Annotated in this window: 22 protein-coding genes and 1 pseudogene; 12 read left to right on the forward strand and 11 right to left on the reverse strand. The window is 70.9% G+C overall.

Annotated features, from left to right (window positions below; translation table 11 throughout):
• Positions 1 to 78: 78 nt before the first annotated feature.
• The gene (gene galE, locus OG978_RS22205; RefSeq protein ID WP_326766894.1) at positions 79 to 1,077 is read right to left on the reverse strand and encodes a UDP-glucose 4-epimerase GalE; all 999 of its coding nucleotides are present in this window, start codon (positions 1,075 to 1,077) and stop codon (positions 79 to 81) included.
• 101 nt (positions 1,078 to 1,178) lie between these two features.
• Here galE and OG978_RS22210 point away from each other — a divergent pair, with 101 nt between their 5' ends.
• On the forward strand, positions 1,179 to 1,541 hold the full coding sequence (locus OG978_RS22210) for a DUF4180 domain-containing protein (RefSeq protein WP_326766895.1): 363 nt from the start codon (positions 1,179 to 1,181) through the stop codon (positions 1,539 to 1,541).
• Between the two features lie 50 nt (positions 1,542 to 1,591).
• Here the strand turns inward: OG978_RS22210 and OG978_RS22215 are convergent, their stop codons facing one another.
• A complete protein-coding gene (locus OG978_RS22215) occupies positions 1,592 to 2,527 on the reverse strand; it encodes an oxidoreductase (RefSeq protein WP_326766896.1) in 936 nt (311 codons plus the stop codon).
• Positions 2,528 to 2,597: 70 nt separating this feature from the next.
• Here OG978_RS22215 and OG978_RS22220 point away from each other — a divergent pair, with 70 nt between their 5' ends.
• The gene (locus OG978_RS22220; RefSeq protein ID WP_326766897.1) at positions 2,598 to 3,035 is read left to right on the forward strand and encodes a hypothetical protein; all 438 of its coding nucleotides are present in this window, start codon (positions 2,598 to 2,600) and stop codon (positions 3,033 to 3,035) included.
• On the opposite strand, the gene OG978_RS22225 is transcribed toward OG978_RS22220, so the two are convergent.
• Positions 3,021 to 3,656, reverse strand: a complete 636-nt coding sequence (locus OG978_RS22225; protein ID WP_326766898.1) for a hypothetical protein — start codon at positions 3,654 to 3,656, stop codon at positions 3,021 to 3,023. The two genes, OG978_RS22220 and OG978_RS22225, sit on opposite strands and share 15 nt — an antisense overlap.
• A gap of 307 nt (positions 3,657 to 3,963) precedes the next feature.
• Between OG978_RS22225 and OG978_RS22230 the strand changes: the two genes are divergently transcribed.
• Positions 3,964 to 4,830: a peptidoglycan-binding protein gene (locus OG978_RS22230; protein ID WP_326770119.1), complete on the forward strand. Its 867-nt coding sequence runs from the start codon at positions 3,964 to 3,966 to the stop codon at positions 4,828 to 4,830.
• Positions 4,831 to 5,043: 213 nt separating this feature from the next.
• On the opposite strand, the gene OG978_RS22235 is transcribed toward OG978_RS22230, so the two are convergent.
• A complete protein-coding gene (locus tag OG978_RS22235) occupies positions 5,044 to 6,123 on the reverse strand; it encodes a MerR family transcriptional regulator (RefSeq protein ID WP_326766899.1) in 1,080 nt (359 codons plus the stop codon).
• A 202-nt stretch (positions 6,124 to 6,325) separates the two neighbouring features.
• On the opposite strand from OG978_RS22235, the gene OG978_RS22240 reads away from it, so the two are divergent.
• The 3 genes from OG978_RS22240 to OG978_RS22250 all read left to right on the forward strand — a co-directional run bounded on the left by OG978_RS22240 (position 6,326) and on the right by OG978_RS22250 (position 8,002).
• Complete coding sequence (locus OG978_RS22240) at positions 6,326 to 6,850, forward strand: helix-turn-helix domain-containing protein (RefSeq protein WP_326766900.1); 525 nt, start codon at positions 6,326 to 6,328, stop codon at positions 6,848 to 6,850.
• Between the two features lie 27 nt (positions 6,851 to 6,877).
• Positions 6,878 to 7,522 carry a hypothetical protein gene (locus OG978_RS22245; RefSeq protein ID WP_326766901.1) on the forward strand — a complete coding sequence of 215 codons (645 nt, stop codon included), beginning with the start codon at positions 6,878 to 6,880 and terminating at the stop codon, positions 7,520 to 7,522.
• 147 nt (positions 7,523 to 7,669) lie between these two features.
• The gene (locus OG978_RS22250) at positions 7,670 to 8,002 is read left to right on the forward strand and encodes a DUF2516 family protein (RefSeq protein WP_326766902.1); all 333 of its coding nucleotides are present in this window, start codon (positions 7,670 to 7,672) and stop codon (positions 8,000 to 8,002) included.
• Here OG978_RS22250 and OG978_RS22255 read toward each other — a convergent pair.
• From OG978_RS22255 to OG978_RS22265, 3 genes are all read right to left on the reverse strand, one after another.
• Entirely contained in the window at positions 7,984 to 9,399 is a 1,416-nt protein-coding gene (locus OG978_RS22255) for a PP2C family protein-serine/threonine phosphatase (RefSeq protein WP_326766903.1), read from the reverse strand. The genes OG978_RS22250 and OG978_RS22255 overlap by 19 nt on opposite strands.
• 409 nt (positions 9,400 to 9,808) lie before the next feature.
• The gene (locus OG978_RS22260) at positions 9,809 to 10,885 is read right to left on the reverse strand and encodes a C40 family peptidase (protein ID WP_326766904.1); all 1,077 of its coding nucleotides are present in this window, start codon (positions 10,883 to 10,885) and stop codon (positions 9,809 to 9,811) included.
• A 230-nt stretch (positions 10,886 to 11,115) separates the two neighbouring features.
• A complete protein-coding gene (locus tag OG978_RS22265; protein ID WP_326766905.1) occupies positions 11,116 to 11,892 on the reverse strand; it encodes a class I SAM-dependent methyltransferase in 777 nt (258 codons plus the stop codon).
• Between the two features lie 205 nt (positions 11,893 to 12,097).
• Here OG978_RS22265 and mshA point away from each other — a divergent pair, with 205 nt between their 5' ends.
• Both mshA and OG978_RS22275 read left to right on the forward strand, forming a co-directional pair.
• Positions 12,098 to 13,450, forward strand: coding sequence for a D-inositol-3-phosphate glycosyltransferase (mshA, locus tag OG978_RS22270; RefSeq protein WP_326766906.1), 1,353 nt, complete (start codon positions 12,098 to 12,100; stop codon positions 13,448 to 13,450).
• A 36-nt stretch (positions 13,451 to 13,486) separates the two neighbouring features.
• Positions 13,487 to 14,020: a YbjN domain-containing protein gene (locus tag OG978_RS22275; RefSeq protein WP_326766907.1), complete on the forward strand. Its 534-nt coding sequence runs from the start codon at positions 13,487 to 13,489 to the stop codon at positions 14,018 to 14,020.
• A 141-nt stretch (positions 14,021 to 14,161) separates the two neighbouring features.
• Here the strand turns inward: OG978_RS22275 and OG978_RS22280 are convergent, their stop codons facing one another.
• Positions 14,162 to 14,332, reverse strand: a complete 171-nt coding sequence (locus OG978_RS22280) for a hypothetical protein (RefSeq protein WP_326766908.1) — start codon at positions 14,330 to 14,332, stop codon at positions 14,162 to 14,164.
• Between OG978_RS22280 and OG978_RS22285 the strand changes: the two are divergent.
• Positions 14,279 to 14,551, forward strand: a pseudogene (locus OG978_RS22285) (hypothetical protein); the annotation flags it as partial. The gene OG978_RS22280 and the pseudogene OG978_RS22285 sit on opposite strands and share 54 nt — an antisense overlap.
• 18 nt (positions 14,552 to 14,569) lie before the next feature.
• On the opposite strand, the gene OG978_RS22290 reads toward OG978_RS22285, so the two are convergent.
• Positions 14,570 to 15,580 carry a phosphotransferase family protein gene (locus OG978_RS22290; RefSeq protein WP_326766909.1) on the reverse strand — a complete coding sequence of 337 codons (1,011 nt, stop codon included), beginning with the start codon at positions 15,578 to 15,580 and terminating at the stop codon, positions 14,570 to 14,572.
• A 181-nt stretch (positions 15,581 to 15,761) separates the two neighbouring features.
• On the opposite strand from OG978_RS22290, the gene OG978_RS22295 reads away from it, so the two are divergent.
• Positions 15,762 to 16,553 carry a hypothetical protein gene (locus OG978_RS22295; protein ID WP_326766910.1) on the forward strand — a complete coding sequence of 264 codons (792 nt, stop codon included), beginning with the start codon at positions 15,762 to 15,764 and terminating at the stop codon, positions 16,551 to 16,553.
• A gap of 117 nt (positions 16,554 to 16,670) precedes the next feature.
• Positions 16,671 to 17,018, forward strand: a complete 348-nt coding sequence (locus OG978_RS22300) for an SCO0607 family lipoprotein (protein ID WP_326766911.1) — start codon at positions 16,671 to 16,673, stop codon at positions 17,016 to 17,018.
• Between the two features lie 37 nt (positions 17,019 to 17,055).
• Here the strand turns inward: OG978_RS22300 and OG978_RS22305 are convergent, their stop codons facing one another.
• Entirely contained in the window at positions 17,056 to 17,298 is a 243-nt protein-coding gene (locus OG978_RS22305) for a hypothetical protein (RefSeq protein ID WP_093540259.1), read from the reverse strand.
• Positions 17,295 to 17,543 (reverse strand): hypothetical protein, encoded by a 249-nt coding sequence (locus OG978_RS22310; RefSeq protein WP_124717261.1) that lies wholly within the window; start codon positions 17,541 to 17,543, stop codon positions 17,295 to 17,297. Before OG978_RS22310 ends, OG978_RS22305 begins: the two co-directional genes overlap by 4 nt.
• Positions 17,544 to 17,678: 135 nt before the next feature.
• On the opposite strand from OG978_RS22310, the gene OG978_RS22315 reads away from it, so the two are divergent.
• On the forward strand, positions 17,679 to 18,284 hold the full coding sequence (locus OG978_RS22315; RefSeq protein WP_326766912.1) for a hypothetical protein: 606 nt from the start codon (positions 17,679 to 17,681) through the stop codon (positions 18,282 to 18,284).
• Positions 18,285 to 18,287: the final 3 nt, after the last annotated feature.

Consider the following 18,287-nt stretch of genomic DNA (forward strand, 5'->3'; position numbering starts at 1 on the left):
CGGCACCGCTTTCGGAACACGCCCCCGTGCCGCCCACCCGCCCGCGTCACGCGTCCGTGTACGCGCCGAGCCGTCGGCCTACGCGGAGCCGTCGAGCACGTCCTCGCGTACGGCGGCCCAATCCAGGGAGTGGCGAATGCCCTCCGCCAGCGAGTACCGCGGCCGCCACCCCAGCAGCCGCTCCGCCCGGTCGCTCCGGGTGTACGCCCCCGCGACATCGCCAGGCCGCGCTCCGGCGTCGACCGCCGGCACGGGGGTGTCGATCACATCGTTGAAGGCGTCGAGGAGTTCGCGCACGGTGGTGCCTGTTCCGGTGCCCAGGTTGATGACGGTGGAGCCGGCCGCAGGCAGGACGGTGTCGAAGGCACCGAGCGCGGCCACGTGTGCGGCAGCCAGGTCCCAGACGTGGACGTAGTCCCGGATGCCGGAACCGTCACGCGTCGGGTAGTCGGTCCCGGTGACCTGGAACGGAACGCCCTCCTCCTGTGCCTGGATCATCTTGCCCAGGGCATGGCTCGGGCGCGGCAACTGCAGTCCCGTGCGCATCTTCGGGTCCGCGCCGACCGGGTTGAAGTAGCGCAGGGACAGCACCCGGAGCGGCTGGGTGGCGGCGATGTCGGCGAACATCGCCTCGCACACCGCCTTGGTGCGCGCGTACGGGCTCTGCGGGGCGACCGGGGAGTCCTCGTCGACCGTCAGATCCGCACCGGCGGCGTAGATGGAGGCGGACGAGCTGAAGATCATGCGGGTGCAGCCGTTGCGCATCAGGTGGCCGGCGAACTCCAGGCTCTTGGCCACGTTCGCCCGGTAGTAGCCGACCGGGTCGGCGACTGATTCCGGGACCACGATCAGCGCCGCGCAGTGGACGACGGCGTCGATGTCCGGGTGCTCGGCGAAGATCCGGTCGATCAGGGGACCGTCCGCGATGTCGCCCTCGTGGAAGGCCCGCCCCCGCGCGAACTCCCGCCTGCCCGTGACCAGGTTGTCGAGGACGACGGGAGTGATCCCGGCGTCCGAGCAGGCGGATGCGACCGTACTGCCGATGTACCCCGCGCCTCCGGCGATCAGGACCTTCATTCCGTGCCTGCCTCTCTGGGATCGTGGGGCGATCGTAGACCGACGCGGAGCTCCGGGAATTACGTCGACCTCGTCCGCTTACGCGATTAGCCTCGGTCTCCATGAGCATCCTGCAGACCATCCATGACGTGCCCGTGCTGATGTGCGCCGAGGAGGGCGAGGTCATCGGCGGCGAACGGGACGCCCTGGATCTCATCGGTGATGCCGGATACCAGGGTGCCCAGTGGGTGGTCGTCCCCGCCGGACGGTTCGACGAGAAGTTCTTCCGGCTGAGTACCCGTGTCGCCGGCGACATCATCCAGAAGTTCGTCAACTACCGCATGGGGATGGTGATTCTCGGCGACATCTCCCGCCACACGGAGGCCAGTTCGGCGTTGCAGGACTTCGTCCGGGAATGCAACCGGGGGCGGCAGACGTGGTTCCTCGCCGATGTCGAGGAGCTGGGGGAGCGGCTGAAGAACTAGAGCCGTCCGGATCGTGCCGGGGTGGGTGTGTGAGCCCGGCACGATCCGAATCAAGCCCCCGACAGGGCCTGGCCGCGGCGCCCGAGCAGCGCCATGTCGTCCTCGTCGAGGGTCAGGCGTCCGGCGGCCATGTTCTCCTCCAGGTGGGCGAGCGAAGCGGTGCCGGGGATCTGCACGATCGAGGGGGAGCGGGCCAGGCCCCACGCGATGGCCACCTGGAACGCCGTCGCGCCGTGCCGCTCGCTCACCTTCCGGAGGTTCTCGCCGTCGAGTTCGGTGTGACCGCCGCCGAGCGCGAAGAACGGCATGTACGCGATACCGGCGTCCGCGCACTCGTCGACGAGCGCGGCGTCGGCCTGGTCGAGCACGCCGAACCGGTTCTGGACGGCGGCGACCGGCGCGATCGACCGGGCCTCCGCGAGCTGCCCGCTCGTCACATTGCTGACGCCGAGCTGCCGGATCAGCCCTTCCTCGCGCAGTGCGGCCAGCACGGCGAACCGTTCGCCGAGCGACTCGGCGACGCCCGAGCCCAGCCGCCCCACCCGCAGATGCACCAGGTCGAGGGTGTCGACCCCCAGGTCCTCCAGATTCCGCTCCACCTCCCCGCGCAGCTGATCGGGGCGGGCCTCTGCGTACATCTCACCGGTCTCGTCCCGCAGCGGGCCGACCTTGGTGGCGATGATGACGTCCGGGGGATACGGGAACAGCGCCTCGCGCAGCAGGTCGTTGGCCCGGTGGGTGTCGGAGAAGTAGAAGGCGGCGGTGTCGATGTACCGGGCCCCGAGCTCGACGGCGCGCCGCGCCACGGCAATGGCGTTCGCCGTGTCACCGGCCGGGCCGCTCCACCGCCCCGGCAGCTGCATCGCCCCGAAGCCGAGCCGCGGGATGGTGACGGTGCCGCCCAGTTCGAAGACGCCGGGGCCCGAGGCGCCGGCGGTGGGTGTGGGACCGGAGTCCGGGGCCGGGTCGATAGATGAGGAGGTCATGGGGGCAGCATCGCGCCCAAGGGGCCGGATCGCCACATCCATTCTTCTCGGCCTCGGCTACCGTGGGCCGATGGCCCCCGAACCGACCCCCGTAGCCGGAGTCTTCCCGCCCCACCCGATCCGGGACGTCCAGGCGACGTACGCCCGTCAGGCCGGCTGCCCCTCCGACTTCGCGCAGGTCGTCGCGGACTTCGAGCCCTGGGAGGAAGGGGTCGAGTTCGAGGTCGTCGGCACCGCGTCGGTCAAGGGCCGGCCGGCCGAGGAGATCGCCTCGTTCCACGAGGGCTTCATCGAGGGGGTGCGCGAGGAGCTGGCCGCCCTCGCCGAGCGTGAGCCCGCAACGGCCGTCGCGGTGGCGGTCGTTCTGCGGCGCATCAAGGTGCACGAAGCCGACTCCCACCGCGGGGCGTTCCTGGCGGCCGGACGCGTCGCCGTGCGCAACGCCTTGGTGCAGGCGTACGGGCCGCCGCCCCGGCCCAAGCGCCGTCGCGGGTCAGCCGAGCGGTGAGGCGTGGCCCGGCCTGCATCCGGAGGGGACGCTGTTGCCGCTGATGTCGAAGTCTCCGCAGGTGAGGAAGAAATCGTTGAACTGGCCGAGCAGGAAGGCCAGCACGCCGACGAGCGCGACGACACCGATGACCATCCTCCGCTGGCGTACGGAGAGTTCCGACTCGCCGAACAGCAGGAGCTGGAGGAGTACCCAGGTCAACAGCGGGGTGCCGATGACGCTGATGATGCCGCCGATCAGGAAGAGCGCCTCGCCCTGCCAGTTGCCGCTGCGCGGCACGACGGCGGCGAGGACGAGCCAGGCGCTGGGCAGTGCCAGGCAGGCCCAGTACACCCAGCCGTGGCGCGGCCCGCGCTCGCGCATCAGGAAGCCGGCCAGCAGCACGGCCGTCGACACCGCCCAGAGGGTGAGCATCTGGTAGTAGAAGATGACGTTGTAGGCGCCGAGCGTGAACGCGGGCTCCCAGACTGCCAGCGCTCCACCGCCCGCGATCACGGCGGTCCTCGGCACCACCGAGGCGCCACCGCGCGCGAGCCCGTGCCCTTGGTCGTGCCCTTGCGCCGCGGTTCCTGCACCCGCCTCCTCGCCTCGGCCTGCGGATCGGGCGTCGCCGTCATCCATGTCGTCATCCACGGGGATCCGTCTCCGGCATGGGGATATTTCCGGATACGTTACCCAGCGTCGTCCCCCGCCACCGGGAGAACCCGTCGGTGTCACCCGAATTGGAAAGCTTCGCGGACGGCGGGCCCTTCTCTCTGGCATGCTCTCGACAAGCAACGCGCGTAGAACGAGCGGAAAAACCCAAGGAGGACGGGACATGTGTGAGCAGTGCGGTCCGGCCGACGGCGCGGCGGAAGAACTGCGGGACATCCGACCGGCGGGCCCGTCACGCAGAAAGCTGCTGCTCGGCGTCGGCGCCGGGCTCGGGGTGGCGTTGACGGGCGTACCGGCCCTGACCTCGTCGGCCTCGGCGGCGACGCTCAAGGACGGCCGGTGGTGCAATCCCGCCCGGGGCCACTTCCCCGCAGGCGGCTATTACGGGGCCCCGCGCGGCCCTTACCCGCACGCTGGCCAGGACGTCACCAACTCGACGGGCACGGCCGTCTACGCCGCGGCCGCCGGCACCGTGATACGCCGCGGTACCGGCGTCCTGTCGGGACGCACCGGGAACGGCCTGGTCATCTCGCACGGCAGCGGGCGGTACACCTACTACGGGCACCTCAGCGCGTTCCGGGTCCCGCTCAACGCCAAGGTCGCCGCAGGTCAGCGCATCGCCGACATGGGCGCCACGGGCAATGTGACCGGCCCCCACCTCCACTTCGAGACCCACAGCGGAGGGCTGGGTTCCACGGTCGACCCGGTCTCCTACCTCGCCGCCCGGGGCGTGGATCTGGGCGGCGGCTGGCCGGCCATCAGCCCCGGTGCCGGGGGCGCGACCGTGAAGGCCATCCAGTACCTGATCACCCGGCGCGGCACCGCGCTGGTCGCCGACGGCAACTACGGCTCGGTGTCGGTCGACGCGGTCAAGAAGTTCCAGTCCTCCCGAGGTCTGGTGGCAGACGGCCAGGTCGGCCCGAAGACCTGGCCGGGCCTGGTCTACTCGCTCCAGCGGGGCAGCTCCGGAGCGCATGTGCGCGGCCTTCAGGTGGTGCTGAACAAGCACAGCGCGGGACTTGCCGTCGACGGCGGCTTCGGCTCGGTGACCCACTCCGCCGTCCGCGCCTTCCAGAGCGTCAACCGCCTGGCCGTCGACGGCCAGGCGGGCCCGAAGACCTGGGAGGCCCTCGTCGGCTGACGGCCCGGCAGCCACGTACGCACCACCGGAACCGCTCGTCCCTCCTCCCGCCGCACCTTCCCTACTCGGTGCGAGCGACGGCCCCTCGGCCCTCGGGCGGTTCCGGTTCCGGCTCAGGTTCTCTGGCCTGCTGGGTGAGTCGGTATTCGTCGGCTTCGTGGATGAGTTCCCGGGAGCGGATTCGGTGCAACTCGAAGTGCATGCCGTCCGCTCCTATTGCTGGAGCGCCACGACGTCGGCGACCACGCAGCTGACGTTGTCGGGGCCGCCGGAGCCGTTGGCGAGGGCGATGAGTTCGAGGACGGCCTGCTCGGGATCCCTGATCCCGGAGAGCACCCGACGGATCTCATCGGTCGGCACGACGGTCGACAGACCGTCGGAGCAGAGCAGGTACCGGTCTCCCTGCCGGGCATCGTGCAGGCGCATGTCGGGGCTGCCATCGGCTCCTTGGCCCAGGGCTCGTAGCAACAGCGACCGCTGGGGATGGGAGGCGGCTTCCTCCGGGGTGAGGCGCCCTTCGTCGACCATCGACTGCACCATGGTGTGGTCGTGCGTGATCTGGAACAGCTCTCCGTCGCGCAGGAGATGGACTCGGGAGTCGCCGATGTGGACGAGGGCCAGCTGCGATCCGGTCCAGAGCATCGCGGTGAGTGTGGTGCCGGTCTCTTCGGGTGATGGGCCGGGTCCGGCGACGCCGTTGACGGCCTGCTTGGCCTGCTCGATGGCGTCTTCGAGGACGTTGAGGAGATCGCCTGCGGGGATACGGTCGATTTCGAGGCGCCTGAGCACGTCGATGGCGGCCGCGCCGGCCGGGGCTCCCGCGCTGCCGTAGCCGTCGGCGACGGCGAGCAGGCGGGAATCGGCGTAGGCGGTGTCCTGATTGCTCCCGCGGACAAGGCCCGAGTCGGAAAGGGCGGCGTAACGGATTCCCAGGGGCTCGGTGGTCGGAGACATGGCGGGGTCCTTCCAGGAAAGATGGTCGATGAGGAAGGAAGCGAGGTCCCGCCGCGCGGCGGTGTCGGCCTCGACCTGGGCCCAGAACGCGCGGATCTCCTGTGCCGCCGCGGCTGACTCCAGTGCGCAGACTTGCTGGATGCGGGCCAGGGGCATCCCCAGGCGCCGGAGCCAGGCGACCAGTCGGGCCTGGTCCAGTTGTTCCAGTGCGTAGAGGCGATAGCCGCTCACCGGGTCGACGCGAGCGGGGGTCAGCAGTCCGAGCTCGTCGTAGAGACGCAGCGCCTTCGGCGACAGGCGGGACGCCTTCGCGAACGTCCCGATGGTCAGCAACCCCATGCTCGCTCCTCCTCATGCCGAGCACATCGCCCGGCCCCACCGATGCTGTGGCTTCCCCCAAGGTGAAGGTCAACCAAGGGCTCTGCCCGACTGCGTCCGATGGTCGCCACGGGCTCGGTCCCACAGGGCCATGCGAGTGGTATGGCGCACTTTTGCAAGCACCTGCTTGCAAAAGTTAGCAAAGGTGGCGCACCATCGGGGTATGGCCTCACTCAACGTCGGCAATCTCGGCGAGTACCTGCGCGAGCAGCGGCGCAACGCGCAGCTGTCGCTGCGGCAGCTCGCCGATGCCGCCGGGGTGTCCAATCCCTACCTCAGCCAGATCGAGCGCGGGCTGCGCAAGCCCAGCGCCGAGGTGCTGCAGCAGGTCGCCAAGGCGCTGCGGATCTCCGCCGAGACCCTTTACGTACGGGCCGGGATTCTGGACGAGCGGGAGCGGGAGGAGCTGGAGACGCGGGCGGTGATTCTGGCCGATCCGTCCATAAACGAGCGGCAGAAGAGTGTTCTGCTGCAGATCTACGACTCCTTCCGCAGGGAGAACGGGTTCGAGCCCGGACCGGAATCCGGCGTCGCGGCCGGATCGGAGACCGGCGACGAGTCCGGGGCGGATGCCGGTGCGGACGGCGGCCCCGGTGCCTGCAGGGCTTCGACGCCTTCGAAGTCGTCGAAGTCCTCCGAGCCCTCAAAGCCCTCAAAGCCTTCAACGCCAGAGAAACCCTCACACTGAGTCTGATGATCCGGGAGGACCACAGTCATGGCCATCACCGATGACCTGCGCAAGACCCTCACCGACCCGACCCCCCTCTACTTCGCCGCCGGTACGGCCGATCTCGCCGTCGAGCAGGCGCGCAAGGTCCCGGCGCTGATCGAGCAGCTGCGTGCCGAGGCGCCGGAGCGTATCGAGGCCGTGCGCAACACCGACCCCAAGGCCGTGCAGGAGAAGGTGACCTCGCAGGCCAAGGAGGCGCAGGCCACCGTGCAGGCCAAGGTCACCGAGGTGATCGGGTCGTTCGACAGCGACCTGCGGAAGCTGGGCGAGAACGCGCAGGACCTGGCGCTGCGGAGCCTGGGCGTGGCCGCCGAGTACGCGGTGCGGGCCCGGGAGACGTACGAGAAGGTCGCCGAGCGCGGCGAGCAGACCGTGAAGCACTGGCGTGGCGAGACGGCCGACGAGATCGTCGAGATCGCCGTCGTCGTCGAGCCGCGCAAGGAGTCCAAGCCGGCGGGCACCACGAAGGCCCAGCCGGCCGCCAAGCCCGGTCAGGCGAAGGCCGCCCCCGCGCCGAAGCCCGCGCCGAAGCCCGCCAAGCCGGAGAGCAAGGCCCCGGCCGCGCCCGCCGGGAAGGCGCCCGCGCGCAAGCCCGCCGCGAAGAAGACCACTCCGCCGAGCGCGAAGTAGGAACCCGGCGCCACAGCACCCTCGCCGGTGCTGTGGCGCCGCAGTGTGTAGCGGGGCGCGGGCCGGGCACCTTCAAGGGTGCCCGGCCCGTTGTCCCGGTACCTTGGCCGCGAGGCGCTCATCCACTTATTAGGCGGTGCACACACCATGTTGCTCACAGGATTCAGCACATTTGTCTGGCTGCTCTACATGGTCATGCTCGTGCTGGCCGTGGCCGCACTGATCATGGCGGCGATGGCCCGTGAGGACGCCTACCGGGCCGCGGACAAGCAGAAGAAGTCCTTCTGGCTGATCATCCTCGGCGTCACCGTCGCCGTGAACCTCTTCGTGCCGATGCTGTTCCTGCAGCTTGCGGGCGCGGTCGCCTCCATCGTCTTCCTGGTGGACGTGCGGCCCGCTCTGCGTGCGGTCTCGGGCGGCGGCCGACGCGGCGGCTCCAGCAGCGACGGGCCGTACGGGCCCTACAACGGCGGGCGCTGAGCGTCCGCGGGGTTCGCGGCGCCGACGGGGGCCGTGGGTGATGCCGATCCGGGGCGGGGGCGCGGGATGCTCCGGCCCCGGTCGCCGTCGGGGAGCCGGCGGCGGACGTGTTCCTGGTCGCGGTCGAGCAGGAGGACCGCGACGTCGTCGGTCAGTTCGCCGCCGTTCAGCTCCCGCACCTGGGTGACCGCGGCCTCCAGGAGATCTTCGCCGGTGAGCCCCTCCGCCAGCTGCTGGTTGATCATCGCGACCATGCCGTCCTGGCCCAGCCGCTGAGTGCCGGTCGGGCCCACACGCCCCTCGATCAGCCCGTCCGTGTACATCATCAGGCTCCAGGTGCCGCCGAGGTCCACCTGCCGGCGCGGCCATGGGGTATCCCCTGCTCGAAGAGCTTGGGGAAGGGCGTTGCGCGGAAGCAGGCCCAGGGCCGGGCCGCCGTCCTCGTGCGGGAGAAGGTGTGCGGCCCGTCCGTGCCGGGCGATCAGCGGGGCGGGGTGGCCCGCCAGGCAGAGCCCGGCGCGCCGTCCGTCGGGGGCGATGTCGACGGTGCAGAGGGTCGCGAAGATCTCCTCGCTCTCCCGTTCGTGCTCCAGGACCTGCTGGAGGGTGGAGAGGAGTTCGTCGCCGCAGAGCCCGGCCAGGGTCAACGCCCGCCACGCTATGCGCAGTTCGACGCCGAGCGCCGCCTCGTCGGGGCCGTGCCCGCAGACGTCGCCGATCATCACGTGGACGGTGCCGTCGGGCGTACGGACCGTGTCGTAGAAGTCCCCGCCGAGCAGCGCGCGGCTGCGGCCGGGGCGGTAGCGGGCCGCGAAGCGCAGATCGGAGCCGTCGAGCAGGGGCGTGGGGAGCAGGCCGCGTTCGAGGCGGGCGTTCTCCTGGGCGCGCAGTGTGGACTCGGTGAGCTGGTGCTGGGCGACGTCGGCGCGCTTGCGCTCGACGGCGTACCGGATGGCGCGGCTGAGCAGCCGGCCGTCGAGTTCGTCGCGGAAGAGGTAGTCCTGGGCGCCGACCCGTACCGCCGCGGCGGCCAGCTCGGTGTCGTCCTCCGCCGTGAGGGCGAGGACGGCGTGGCGCGGGGCGATCCGCAGGACGTGCTTGAGGGTGGCGAGCCGGTCGGCTCCCTCCGCGTCCCCGGCCCCGGAGGCGCGGGTCTCGCTGCCGACGGGCAGGGCCAGGTCCAGCAGGATGCAGTCGACGTCGTCCGTGAGGAGCCGGCCCGCCTCGGTCAGGTTGCGGGCGGTTCGGAGGCGCACTCTCGTGCCGGCCGAGGCCGGGAGCTCGGGGACGGTGAAGGTGCCCGCCGGGTCGTCCTCGATCACCAGGAGGGTGAGGTCGGCGCCATGGGAGGCCTCCGCAGCGGCGTCGGCACGTTGCTGCGGTACGGGTACGGGCATCGGTTCGGGTTTCCTTCCCTCCCCCCGAGGGCGCGGCGGGACGACGATCGACGACCCGCCAGACGGGGACGATAGCGGGCCGCGGCGGGGGAACGGAATGGCGTTCCGCGATCGGCCTCTGGCATATGCACAGCCATAAGCCGCGTCAGGTCACGGATCCGGCGAGATGTGCCGGGGTGGGGGCGGGGGTCCGGGCATGACAAAGGTCACGCGGGGTGGTGGGCGGCGGGTGGTGCGGGTCACTCCGTGGGGGTGCGGGGTGCTCTGCGGGGTGCCGTGGGGTGTTCGGCGAGGGTCCCGGGGGGCGTCCGGGGAACGCTTTGTCCTCAATCGCCGGACGGGCTTGATTTAGCCGGGTCGGCAGGATTTGCCGGGAGGGCTTGTCCTGCCGGGCAGGCCTGAGCTCCGGCTACTTGTCCGGGCGTACGACGCCGAGTATCTGCATCGAGCCCGCGCCCGCCAGGGTGACGTTGCGGCCGGGGCGGGGAGCGTGGACGATCGCGCCGTCGCCGATGTACATGCCCACGTGACTGGCGTCACCGTGGTAGATGATCAGGTCGCCGGGGCGCATGTCCTTGATGGCGATGTGCGGCAGCAGCCGCCACTGCTCCTGCGAAGTGCGGGGGATCGGCCGACCCGCCGACAGCCAGGCCTGGGACGTGAGCCCCGAGCAGTCGTACGACTTGGGGCCCTCGGCGCCCCAGACGTACGGCTTGCCGATCTGCGCGGTCGCGAAGGCCACCGCCTTCTTGCCGCTCGCGCTCGCCTTGCGGTTGATGTCCTTCAGGGCGCCGGAGCTGAGCCAGGCCGTCTGCAGCTTGTACTCGGCCGCCTGCTCCAGCTTGAGCAGGCGGGCCCGCTCCTCCTTCTTCAGCCGCGACTCCAGCTTCTTCGCCGCGGCGATCTGCGCGTTGATCTTCTTCTTGGCCTTGGCCTGCTTGACCCGGTTGGCTTCGAGCTTCTTCCAGTTGGTGCTCGCGTCCTTGGTGTACGTCTCCAGGTCCTGCTGGGTCCTGGTCAGTTCGCCGAGCACGCCCTGGGCGGCCTGCTGGCCCTCCCTGACCCGGCTCACCCCGTCCAGGAACAGCTGCGGGTCGTCGCTGAGCATGAACTGGGCGCCGGGCGGCAGCCCGCCGGTGCGGTACTGCTCGCGGGCCTGGGCGCCCGCCTGGCTCTTGAGCTCGGAGATCTTCGACTGGCCCACGACTATGGCGCGGGCCAGCTTCACGATCTCGCCGGACTGCTTCTCGGCCTTCTCCTCGGCGAGGTTGTACGCGTCGGTGGCCGCCCCGGCCTTGCGGTAGAGGGCGTCGATCTCCTTGCGTACCTCTTCGAGGCTCTTCTCCGGCGCCTTGGAGCCGGAGTCGGACCGCGCATCGGAGGGGGATGGGGGCGCGGGCGTGGCGAAGGCCTGGACCGGCGTGATGAGTACGGACAGCGCGCAGACCAGAGTGATCGCGGCTGAGGCACAGTGACGTCGGTTCACGAGATTCCCCCCGAATGAATCTGATTTACCGTCAGTAACTTTTCGCCGATGTCGAGATCGTGCCATGCCATACCGAAAAGCAACAGAGGCGCACGCCCGCTGTCCTGACGGTCACACGGATCGCGACCGAAGCCCCCTGCTCTCCACTGTCTGGACGAACGATGCCCCGTTCCCGTTCCCGTCCGCCGCCCGGGACACGTCCTCGCCGGTCCTGTTCAGCGCGAGTTGGGCTACGGGTTGGGCTGGAGGGCGGTCCATTTCACCGTGACTTCGCCCTGGCGCCACCGCCGTACCCCGTCGGCCAGCGGCCAGTCGCCCGACAGCGACCGCACCGCCGTGATCCAGCGCTGCCGGGCGCCCAGCGAGGCGTACGGGGCCGCCGCGGCCCAGGCCCGGTCGAAGTCCCGCAGGAACGCGTGGACCGGCTCGCCCGGCACATTGCGGTGGATCAGCGCCTTGGGCAGGCGTTCCGCGAGGTCGGAGGGGCGGTCCAGGGAGGCGAGCCGGGTCGCGAACGTGACCGTGCGCGGACCCTCCGGGCCGAGCGCCACCCATACGTGCCGGCGCCCGATCTCGTCGCAGGTGCCCTCCACCAGCAGCCCGCCCGGCGCGAGGCGGGCGCACAGCCGCCGCCAGACCGCGGTGACCTCGCCCTCGTCGTACTGGCGCAGCACATTCGCCGCCCGGATGAGGTCGGGGCGCGCGGGGAGCGGGATCTCGAAGCCGCCGTGCAGGAAGGTCAGGCCCTCGCACTCGTACGGCTTCGCCGCCGCGACCCGTTCCGGGTCGATCTCGATGCCGACCACGGCCGTGCGCGGCTCGGCGGTGCGCAGCCGGTGCAGCAGCTCGACGGCGGTCCAGGGTGCGGCGCCGTACCCGAGGTCGACGGCGACGGGGTGGTCGGCGCGGCGCAGGGCCGGGCCGTGGGTGGCGGCGATCCAGCGGTCCATGCGGCGGAGCCGGTTCGGGTTGGTGGTCCCGCGGGTCGCGGTGCCGATGGGGCGCATGACAGCGAGCGTAACGATCTCGCGCCGGGCGGCGGGCGGCGCGGGGGTCCGGTCCGGTGGGCGGGTCCGGCCCGCCCGGAGTGCGGCACGCGCACCGTAATGATTTGGTAAAGCGGAAATGAAAGGAGAGATTCCGCTGTTGCAGCCGTTCGCAGGGGCTCGGGTCCCTTCGGTGTCATGCCCTGAGTGAGGAGGACCGGACGACGTGAATCAGTACGTCTCCCGGCTCGGCAGCAGCCGTGTCGCGCCGCGCCTCAGGTTCCCCGCCGCGTTCCCCGGCGGCCACCGCAAACCCCGCCGCATCGCGATGCTCTCCGTGCACACCTCACCGCTGCACCAGCCGGGCACGGGCGACGCGGGCGGCATGAATGTCTACATCGTGGAGCTGGCCAGGCGCCTCGCCGCGATCAACATCGAGGTCGAGATCTTCACCCGGTCCACCACCGGCGGGCTGCCCCCCGCGGTCGATCTGGCGCCCGGCGTCCTGGTCCGGCACGTCGACGCGGGGCCGTACGAGGGTCTGGCCAAGGAGGAGCTGCCCGCCCAGCTCTGCGCCTTCACGCACGGCGTGATGCAGGCGTGGGCCGGCCAGCGCCCCGGCTACTACGACCTCGTCCACTCCCACTACTGGCTCTCCGGCCATGTCGGCTGGCTCGCCGCCCAGCGCTGGGGCGTCCCGCTCGTCCACGCCATGCACACCATGGCGAAGGTCAAGAACGCGGCACTCGCGGAGGGCGACACCCCCGAGCCGGCGGCCCGCGTCATCGGCGAGACCCAGATCGTCAGCGCGGCGAACCGGCTGATCGCCAACACCACCGGGGAGGCGGACGAGCTGGTCCGCTTCTACGAGGCCGATCCCGGGTCCGTCGCCGTCGTCCACCCCGGGGTCAACCTGGACCGCTTCAGCCCCGCCGACGGGCGGGCCGCGGCGCGGGCGCGCCTCGGGCTGCCGAAGGACGCCCTGATCCCGCTCTTCGCGGGCCGCATCCAGCCGCTGAAGGCCCCCGACGTGCTGCTGCGGGCGGTCGCCGTCCTGCTGGACCGCGATCCCACCCTGCGCTCCCGGATGGTCGTACCGGTCGTCGGCGGCCCGAGCGGCAGCGGGCTCGCCAAGCCGGAGGGGCTGCAGAAGCTGGCGGCGCGGCTCGGCATCGCCGATGTCGTACGGTTCCAGCCGCCGGTCGGGCAGGAGCAGCTCGCCGACTGGTTCCGGGCCGCTTCCGTGCTGGTCATGCCCTCGCACAGCGAGTCCTTCGGGCTGGTCGCCATAGAGGCGCAGGCGGCGGGCACCCCCGTCGTCGCGGCGGCCGTGGGCGGTCTTCCGGTGGCGGTACGGGACGGGGTCAGCGGCTTCCTGATACCCGGGCACGACCCGCAGGCGTACGCACAGGCGCTGGCCCGGTTCGCCGACGCGCCGGAACTGGTCGCCCGGATGGGCGCCGCGGCCGCCGCGCACGCTCAGAGCTTCGGCTGGGACACCGCCGCGTCCGCGACCGCCGACGTGTACACGGCCGCGATGCACGAACACCGCCGCCGCGTCCGCTCGCACCACGCCTGACCTCTGCCCGCTCCATGGCTGACGTACGCTCGCTCCATGGCTGACGTACCCGATGGAGCGGCACCGACCGAAGCGGCGACGACGCAGGTCGCGCAGGTCATCGAGGCGACCCTGAAGGACGCCGGGCTCGAATGGGAGAGCCCCGAGCCGGGCGATTACGTGGTCAAGCTGCCCGGCACGCGCAAGCTGTCCACCACCTGCTCGCTGCGCATCGGCAAGCACTCGCTCTCCCTCAACGCCTTCGTCGTCCGCCACCCGGACGAGAACGACGCCGCGGTCCACCGCTGGCTGCTGGAGCGCAACCTCCGCCTCTTCGGAGTGAGTTACGCGATCGACCGGCTCGGCGACATCTACCTCGTCGGCAAGCTGCCGCTCTCCGTGGTCACCCCGCAGGAGCTGGACCGGCTGCTCGGCACGGTCCTCGAGGCGGCCGACGGTTCCTTCAACACCTTGCTGGAGCTGGGTTTCGCGAGCGCGATCCGCAAGGAGTACGAGTGGCGGGTGTCGCGCGGCGAATCCACCCGGAACCTGGACGCGTTCACACACCTGACCCGGCGCCCGGCCGGATGACCCGTGGGTCGAGGCTCGACCGACTGGCCCAACTGACCGGCCCTGCCGGAAGATTCCCCCTGAGGATTCTCCGGTGCACGCCCCTTTCGGTGCGCCGGGGAGCCGTGGCATGCTCGCCGCCGACGCAGATATGAACGTCGTTCACATGGGTGAAAGGCGGCTCGGATTCATGGCGATCAAGGGGAACATCAGCAGGCGCGGGTTGCTGGCCGGTGCCGTGGCTGTTGCCGCGACGGCGGCCACCGGCGCCACCCGCAGCGGCACGGCGGCGACGCGAGCGCGGGGCCGCTCTTCGGCGCCCGCTTCACGCACTGGAACATCCGGGTCACCAACAGCCGTGCGGGCCTGATACGGATCGACGGACTCGCCCCGTACAGCGCGACGGTCGGCATCAGTGAGGTGACGGAGTTCGACCAGATCGACGTCCCCGACTTCACCGGCGATCTGCACACCCGGCTGGAGGCGTACGGCACACCGGAAGCGGTGTGGCCGCCCAACCTGTACGACGCCCAGCGCGCCCTGGCCGGCTGACGCCGACGGGCGCCGCGCTCAGTCCGTTGCCCGCAGCGCCGACTCCACGTCCGCCAGGGCCGATTCGAGCTGCGGGGCGACCTGTGTCCACGCCCATTCCAGGTCCTCCTGGGGGGCGCGGCGCGGGACGGTCTCCACCAGCATGATCAGGTAGAGGTAGCAGCGGTAGAGCGCGAGCCGCAGCCGCACGGACGCGCCGAACACCACCGGTCGCCCGCTGCCGTCCGCGTACCCGGCGAGGAAGTCCTCGTCCTCCGCCATGTTCCCGAACAGGGCGAGCGATACGAAGTCGGCGACCGGGTCGCCCCAGAACATCCGCTCGCCGTCGACGATCCCGCCGATGGTCCGTGCACCGGGCCCGCCGTCGACGAGCAGGTTGCCCTGCCACAGGTCGAAGTGGACCAGGGAGGGTCGCGTGACGTCGTCGAGCACGGGCGACGCGGCGGCGAGCAGGGCACGGATTCCCGCCGTCGGGCGCGGCAGCCGGGCCCGGTAGGCGTCCGCGTCGGCGAGGACGGCGTCGGTCATCGCGGTGAACGCCTGCCGCCACGACGGGGCCAACGGGCCCACCGCCAGGGAGGGGTAACCGAAGCCGGCGGGGTTGGTGACGGCGTGGCACCGGGCGACGATCCGCCCCAGGTCGTTGCGGAGCCGGCGCCCTTCCGCGGCAGACAGCGAGCCGGGAGTGAACTCGCTCCAGGGCCGGCCCGGACAGGCCGACATGATCACGTACGGGCCGGTCGGCGCGGCCGGGTCGAGCTCGCTGTGCAGGACGCGGGGGACCGGTGCCGAATCGCCCGCCGAGGTGTAGAACGTGGCCTCGTTGACCAGCAGATCGCGCTCGTAACCCATCAGGGTTCCGGGAGTCGCGGGCGGCGGTATCTTCACCACCCAGTCGCTGCCGTCCGTGAGCGTCACCCGCGAGACCGCGTTGAACGTGCCTCCGGTGAGCGGGACGCATGCGGCGATCCGGTCCTCCGCCAGGCCAACGGAGCGGAGAACGGCCGAGGTTGTCGAGTCAGCCTGCATGGGGTGATTGCACCTCTGTGTCTCGTTCTGGTGTGGATCGTGGCGTCGGACAGCGCCTTCACAGGATGATCACGGCGCCGTCACGATCACATCCCGTGCCCGACTTGATTGATCATCAAACCATTTTTCACTCATACAGTGAGCAAAACCGAACACCCTGCTCATAGAGACGGACCGGACCATGCGTTCCACCGCCATACGCCGTACCGCTGTTGCCGCCACCGCGGTGTCCCTGGCCCTGCTCGCCACCGCGTGCGGCGGCGACTCGGACTCCGGCTCCGGGGACAAGGGGGCGGACGCCAAGGGCAAGGAGTCCGCGGCCGCCGCGCCCGCGGCCAAGGCGCTGAGCGCCGCCGAGCTGGAGAAGGCTGCGCTGACCCAGGGCGACGTCAAGGGGCACAAGATCTCCAAGGCCGCGGCCAAGGATGTGGTCGCCGCCGACGACATCAAGGTCGAGAAGGAGGTCTGCGCCCCGCTCGCCGACGCGCTGATGGGCGCTCAGGTCGGTGAGCCGGGAGCGTTCACCAAGCGCACGGTCGTCAGCGAGCCGAAGAAGGACAGCCTGGGCAAGCAGGACAGCGGGGACGCCGAGGAGGCGTTCAAGGCGGCGTTCGACATCACGACGACGCAGCTGGCCCTCGGCTCGTACGACGGCAAGGGCGCGCAGGAGTCGGTCGCCTCGCTGCGCACCGCGGCCACCGAGTGCGCCGGCGGCTTCGAGTTCACGGCGGCCGGTGAGAAGCAGAAGGTCGCCAAGATCACCGAGGAGCAGATCAAGGGCGGCGAGGAGGCGGCCGCCTGGACCGTGCAGATGGAACAGGGCGGGGAGAAGGCCGAGTTCAAGCTCGTGGCGATGCGCCAGGGCGCCTCGTTCGCCTCGTTCTCCTCGATGAACCTGGCCGCGATGGGCGGCGGCGGGGACTTCGAGCTGCCGACCGCGGTGGTCGAGGCGCAGGCCGCGAAGCTGGCGTAGGGCCGCCGGGTGCGGGGCGGACGAGTACCGGGCGCCCCGCACGTGAGTATTCGTACTCATGATCGGTGATTCACGCTCCGTGCAGGCTGGTAGTACTAGCCAGCAGGAGGAGCGACTATGTACGGGATCAGCCGATTCGGCCGGGTGGCGTCCGCGAGGAGCGGGCGCCGCCCGAGCCGTTCCGCAGCGGGACTCGCCCTGGCCTGCGCGACCGTGGCGGTGCTGACCACGGGATGCTCGATGGAGGACGCGATCTGTGGCGGCGGCGAGTACCCCGTCATGACGATCGGGGCCACCGGATCGGCCTGCGTGCCCGACGACGAGGACCCGCCGAAGGGGTACGTCCGGTACCCGGAGGGCAAGGTCCCCGAGCACGTGGACGACAAGTGGGACATGTACTGGCGGACCCACAGCGTGGACAGGAACGGCAGGATCATCGAAGTCCCCGACGCCTCCGAGCAGTGAGGCCGGTGCCGGGGCCGGTGCCTGTGTCGGCACCGGTTCAGGGCAGCGGGACGAGCCTCACCACGGTGACGATCAGGACGGACCCGGAGACGTAATAGAGCACGATCGCCCCGGCGACCGTCGCCTCGCGGCGGTCGCGCTCGCTCTTGACGGCCGACGAGCCGTGTCCGTACGGGTCGAGGCCCAGGGTGCGGGCCATCTCGGCGCGGAAGGTCTCGCCGTCGCGCATCTTGGCCAGGGAGTCGTCGGCGGGCGGTGCGTAGGAGATGCGGAAGCTCAAGCGACGCTCCGCCTCTCGGCCTCGTCCTGCGCCAGCCGGTCCAGGATCTTCTCGGCCTCCGGATCGGGTACGGCCTCCAGCATCCAGTGCCGCATGACCGCCTGGATCTCGCCCACACCGGCGTCGTTGATGGCGCGGTCGAACTCCTCGCGTCTCTCCTCGGGCAACGCGGCACGGATGGCCGGAATGCTGTTGGGCACGTCGACCTCGGCGCCGCCGACGAAGGTTTTCAGGGGCTCGCCCATGATTGCTCTCCCCGCTCTCCTGCTCTCTCCGCACGGCCCGTCCGGTCGGCTCCGCCCTCGCGTGGGCCGGTACTCGGGTCACCGTAGCGCCAGGCCCGACGACGAACACGGAAGCCCACGCGATACGTTCGCCCCGTGACAGCGACAACATGGGACATATTGCTGATCGGTGGGGCTTCAGGTGTCGGCAAGAGCCGGGCAGCGGCCCAACTGGCCGGTGAATCGGACGAGTCGAAAGGCTTCGTGGTCGAGTTCGACGACATCGTCAGCGCCGTCGAGGCCATGACGACGGCCGAACACCACCCCGCGCTCCATCACTTCGACGACATCCCCGACACGGCGCAACTCACCGTCGACCAGGTGCTGGACCTCCAGATCGCCACCGCCAGGGCCCTCGAACCCGCGGTGCTGGGCGTGGTCCGCAACCGCCTGACCGTCGACGTACCCGCCGTGATCGAGGGCGACTACCTCACCCCGGCCGCCGCGGCGGCAGCGATCCGCGAGGGACGGGCAGCCGGCCGCCGGGTGCGGGCGGTGTTCCTGCACGAAGGCGACCCGGACCGGATCACCGCCAACTACGCCTCCCGGGAGCCAGACAGCGGCGAACAGCGGCACCGGGCACAGGTCAGCGCCGCGTACTCGCACTGGCTCGCCGGCCAGGCGGCCCGGCACGGACTGCCGGTGGTCGAGTGCCGCCCCTGGGACGGCCTCGCGGGGCGCGTGGTACGGGCGTTGGGGTAGGAC

This window comes from Streptomyces sp. NBC_01591, from assembly GCF_035918155.1.
Taxonomy (GTDB): domain Bacteria; phylum Actinomycetota; class Actinomycetes; order Streptomycetales; family Streptomycetaceae; genus Streptomyces.